The organism is Tenacibaculum sp. 1_MG-2023, assembly GCF_030547425.1.
In the GTDB taxonomy this organism is placed as follows: Bacteria; Bacteroidota; Bacteroidia; order Flavobacteriales; family Flavobacteriaceae; genus Polaribacter.
Genome location: NZ_JAUORH010000041.1, coordinates 1 through 4,955, shown reverse-complemented (window position 1 = coordinate 4,955; position 4,955 = coordinate 1). Strand labels below are relative to the sequence as shown.

At 25.9% G+C, this 4,955-nt stretch carries 3 protein-coding genes; all 3 read right to left on the bottom strand.

What is annotated here, in order from left to right; translation table 11 throughout:
* Nucleotides 1–667 precede the first annotated feature (667 nt).
* Genes Q4517_RS15300 through Q4517_RS15290 form a run of 3 tightly spaced genes read right to left on the bottom strand, consistent with a single transcriptional unit; the run spans nt 668 to nt 4,759 of the window.
* On the bottom strand, nt 668–2,542 hold the full coding sequence (locus Q4517_RS15300; RefSeq protein WP_303511257.1) for a DUF262 domain-containing protein: 1,875 nt from the start codon (nt 2,540–2,542) through the stop codon (nt 668–670).
* Entirely contained in the window at nt 2,543–3,586 is a 1,044-nt protein-coding gene (locus Q4517_RS15295; protein ID WP_303511254.1) for a DUF4435 domain-containing protein, read from the bottom strand. It lies immediately after the preceding gene.
* Nucleotides 3,587–3,589: 3 nt separating this feature from the next.
* Complete coding sequence (locus Q4517_RS15290; protein WP_303511251.1) at nt 3,590–4,759, bottom strand: AAA family ATPase; 1,170 nt, start codon at nt 4,757–4,759, stop codon at nt 3,590–3,592.
* Between the last annotated feature and the right edge of the window lie 196 nt (nt 4,760–4,955).

Here is a 4,955-nt window from a genome sequence, read left to right as displayed (position 1 = left end):
GGTATTATTCAATAATATTTTTTAAATACGTTATTCTAATAAACATTTGAACTATAATAATTTGTAGCTATAATTCGGCATTATGTAAAATTGCCGCTGCCAAGCGCTCGATTGCTTTTTAAAAATTAAAATGCTTTATGGCATTTATTTTTAAACACAATTATCCATCGCTTGCCAATGCCAAAAAAAAGCTAGCTTTTAGATTTCGTTTTTAACTTTACGTTGACGAGGATGTTTTCGTTATATTTTTTTCCATGAACTTTTCGTTAGTTTGCCACAAGAGTATAAAATTTTCCCTAGCTCAAATATCCACACTTTAAAATTTCTATACACTTGTTTTATGTAGAACTCCTATTAATGTTTTTTGTTTAGCACTTCTAACATTATGTCAAATAGAAATTCCACTTTTGAACTCTCTAAGGTTTCAATTATATCTTTTGTCTTGAAACAAAAGAAACAAAAATTCAAGACTGCATATAATTTTGGAAACAATTACGGCTCGTTACGCTATATTTTAGGAAGCATTGTAACTTTTTAAGATTGTTTTGAAGTTATTGTATAATTATAACTCTTAAGAAACTATATTGCTAGACCCCTAAAATATGGACGCCCCACTCACCTATTGTTTTGACCAAAATTTTATGAGGTCGTTTTTATAATCTTTTTATTAATTAAGAAAATCAAGAAATAAGAGCTTCTTTTTTTCCTCTTCATCACCTATTTCAATATTCCATCTAGATTCCATAAAATCTAGAATTTTTAAACCTCTATGTAGAATACTTTTTTCATCCCAATTCTCATACTGAGCTATCTCTTCCTCATTAAAACTACCATCATTGAAATATAGTTTCTTATCATCAAAACATTTTTCATCAGCAAATCTATTTTTAGTTTGAGTTAAGATTAAATTACCCAAACTACCACTTAATTTTTTCTTCTCATGTTGTTTAAAATTATGAAAATGCTCTCGCCAACAATTTTTTAATGCTCTGTGTGGTAATACGGCTTCAATAACTGACATTTTGTTCCAATTTTCATCTGCTTCAAACTGGTTACTTAGATATAATTCATATTCATATAAAAAGTATTTCAGGTATTTCCAATCAGCATAACCATTCGTTTTGTCTTGGACGAAAAGATCCTTCATAAAACTATAAAAGTTTACAGTATCAAAATACCCATGATATTCATCATTACCATATACCCAATATTTTATATCTTTAATTAATTGTTCAGTTGAAACTTCTCCTTTGAATAATTCATTAGCTTTAGCATTAAAGTGATAAGTTCCAGTGTTAGATCTCCTAAATGACACGTCAAAAATTAAAAACACGTATGATTCAGTAGATTTTATTAATTCAATTTTAACATTATTATCTTTCTCTATTAAGAAAGCTCCCATTATTAAAGGAGCAAAAGCCTTAAATCCAATTCTGTTTTGCTTTTTTAACCAAAATAATAACTCTTTTGATTGTGTTAACTCTAAAGCATGAGGATGCGATGGATTATACATAACAAACCATTGTTTTACTGCTTCAGAGATACTTTCAATATATTTCTTAATTTCAAGATACTTTAAAGTACCATCTAACACATTAGCAGAAGTGAAATATCTATCAAATATATCTTTGGCATAAAACTCAGGTTCTCTTCTTTCGTACCTGTAATACATTATCCAGTGACTTTGAAGAAATGCATCATCTTCTAGTCGCTTATCCTTATTTAAACCTAAATATTTATAGATTGTTTTCCAATGTTCGTTAATGTCATCTCTCAAATCTTCCTTAGAATAATCATCATCTAAATCTTTAAATTGCGTTGAAAGATAAATAAGTCTATTTTTTAATTTTTCCAGATTAGATAAAGGTTTACCTCTGTTATTCATTGTTTCAAAAACAATGAATATATCTAATTCTTCTTCTAAAACTTTAAAATCAAATTTTAGTTGTTGAGTTATTTTATTATAAAGTATTTCTTTTTCTTTTCGTCCAAGTTTTCTAACTCTTTCAGTAAAGAATCTTTTTGCATTTAATAAGTTGTTTGTATAAACAGTTTCTATTATAGGTCTATTCGTATTGTCGTTTTGCTCGAATATTTCCCTCTTTAAATACTCATAACTTGGATTGTCTTTATGGTAACCAAAAAGGTATGATTTAAATCCTTTCTTATCATTTTCGGTAAAAATATACTTATCAATTAGTTCCGATTTAGAAGAATAGCTTAGCTCTTCTTCATGACCTAAATCATTTACAATAACCCATAATAAAATTATAATAGAAGTCAATCTTTGTTGTCCATCAACTATAAAAAATGGTTCATATTTTTTACCATCAATCAACCATTTATCATCTTTCCATTTAGAAAATTCAGAACTTTTGACAGATTCAACACTTATCATTCCCGTATAATGAATCCTCTTCTTTTGCAAATTGATTAAATCTTGCCAAAAATCTTCTAAATGACTTTTCTCCCATGAATAACCTCTTTGATAATCAGGTATCCTAAATAATTTATTATTAAATATATTATTAATGTTCTCCATCTATAGTCTATTATAGTTAAGTTCTAAAAAAGTTTTAATATCTTCTGGCATCTTTATTTTCGAAGGAAAAATATCAAATATATTATTAGCATTTATATCTGTTCTTTTTTTATAAAGCGATATTTTGTCACACTCCTTTTCAATTAAAACATTCTTAGATCTTATTGTTTCATTTATTCTTTTTGTTGTTTGTTCAATACTAGTAAGCATTTCAAAAAGAAACCAAAATTCATATTTGCCTCTAATATAGATTTTTTCTGAAATACATGTTTCAAGTGTTTTTCTGTTTTCTATTAATTTAGCATAATCATAAACTGATGTATCCTCTACACATTCAGACAAAATATTGTTTAATGTTTTTTCTTTTCTTACTTTAACTCTATCAAAATTAGTAGAGTTTGGGTCTCTCATGATAATATTATAATCTTCAACACTTAGTACTTTTCTTTTAAAGAAATCTAAATTGTGAAGATAAAAAAAATTAGAAAGTTTAATTTTATCTAAATCCATGTGCTTAGATTCTTTTCTATATATCAAAATTAAGCTAATAATTGATTTTATATTCTTTATAAATTCATTGTGGGCATTATTAATTTTACCTAAAAATTCATCAATTAAAATTCGTTCTTTAATTCCAAAAAACCTCATTAAGATAATTTCGAAAACTTCAACTGTAACTAAATAATTTTCAATTGAATAATATTTTGTTACAAAAACGTTGCTATCAAGTTTATTATTAATGCCTAATAAATCATCAAAATCTTTATCAATAAAGAAAAGAACTTTTTCTTTAATATAATTTGTCCAATTTATCTCGTTATATGCATCAAGTACATTTTTTTTCCCTTTTTGGAAATATGGAATTATTTTATAATCAACATATAATTGTTTTAAGGGTATTTGATAAAATACATAATCATCTTCATCTTCAACAAAGATATGTACTTCTTGATTATTTGATGAATATTTTTGTCTCAATCTGAATACTCCAGAAGAAGCTCTTATTTGATCTTTCTTTGCAAAAAACGAATCTATAAATGACATATACTAAAGTATAAATTCGTTAATTCCATGAGTGTATTCTTTTAAATCTTCAGTAATAACAAATGGAGAATGAGTAGCAACAATCAAACCTTCATTATTACTTTTTAGCACATCTGTTAGTATTTTTTCTTGCCAATCTAAAGACAGTGATAATTCTGGTTCATCAAAAATTATTATAGGTTTCTTTAAATCTAAAAATAGATGACAGAAAATTGAGACAATTTGTTTTTCACCAGACGATAAGTCTTTTAATTTCACTTTCTTTGAATTATTTAACTTAACGGCAAGAGTTCTTGACTTTTTTCTAACTTTTATTTTTTTATTGTTAGTTAAATAATTATTACAGCAATTCTTAAATGTCTCTAGGGGTAAATTTAATTCTGAATCTCCTTCTTCAATTTTTTTTAAAATTTCTGAAACCTTAATATTAACATCATCCATTCCGAATTCCGTTAGTTCTAAAAAATCAAATTCCTTTTCCTCTTTCTTCCATTTTTCATTATATCTCAAGTTCCATAAATCACTAAAGATTTTTTTAAGATCTTCTTCTGTATTAATACCATCTTCATCCTTTTCATTATCAATTCTTGCATTTAATTCAGGAACAAGATTTTTTAAATAAACTTCTAATCTTCTATCCATATCTCCAAAAAGATTAGAAAAGTTACGTTCTATTCTTCTATAAGTAGGTAAATAAATAACACTTACTTCCCAGTCATATAAGTTTTCATCAAAAATTTTATCGTTAAGTCTATCTATTATCGACAGTAACAAGTTTTTAGGTACATCATATTCATTTTCAATATCTTCTAGAACATGGCTATTCTTCTTAAGAATATTCGTATTATAAGTAGGTAATATTTCTTTTATAAAACTTTTATATGTTGGAAATTCTTGAGCGATTTCTTCATAAACTGAATGGTCGAAAGTTTCGATTATAAATTCATTTTTATTAAACGTATAATCTTTACCATTAATTATTGCTGAGATTGTTTCAAAATCATATTCAGCGAGTAAAGCCCATTGTTTGGATAAAAACAGATAGAGCATTCTTAATATAGTAGTCTTACCTGAACCATTCTCTGAAACAATAATTAGTTTATTTTCATTTATCCTTATTTTAAAATTGAGTTCTTTAAATAAGTTAATTATTGAAAATTCTTCTAAAGTCATTATAATTATATTTAAAACTAATAAAACATAAATATATAATTATTTAATCTATTAAATTAAAACATTCCACACACATTCCACTTCTCTCCTATCGTCGTTTCGCAAAAAGAGTGTTCCATTTGTAGGCTTCCCAAAAAATAGGACAGTTAATAATTCGAATTTACTAACTTTAAATTCAAACTGTCACAATGAAAAA

Coding starts and splice junctions, on each gene's coding strand:
- Q4517_RS15290 (WP_303511251.1), bottom strand. CDS start 4,759: ATGACTTTAGAAGAATTTTCAATAATTAACTTATTTAAAGAACTCAAT.
- Q4517_RS15295 (WP_303511254.1), bottom strand. CDS start 3,586: ATGTCATTTATAGATTCGTTTTTTGCAAAGAAAGATCAAATAAGAGCT.
- Q4517_RS15300 (WP_303511257.1), bottom strand. CDS start 2,542: ATGGAGAACATTAATAATATATTTAATAATAAATTATTTAGGATACCT.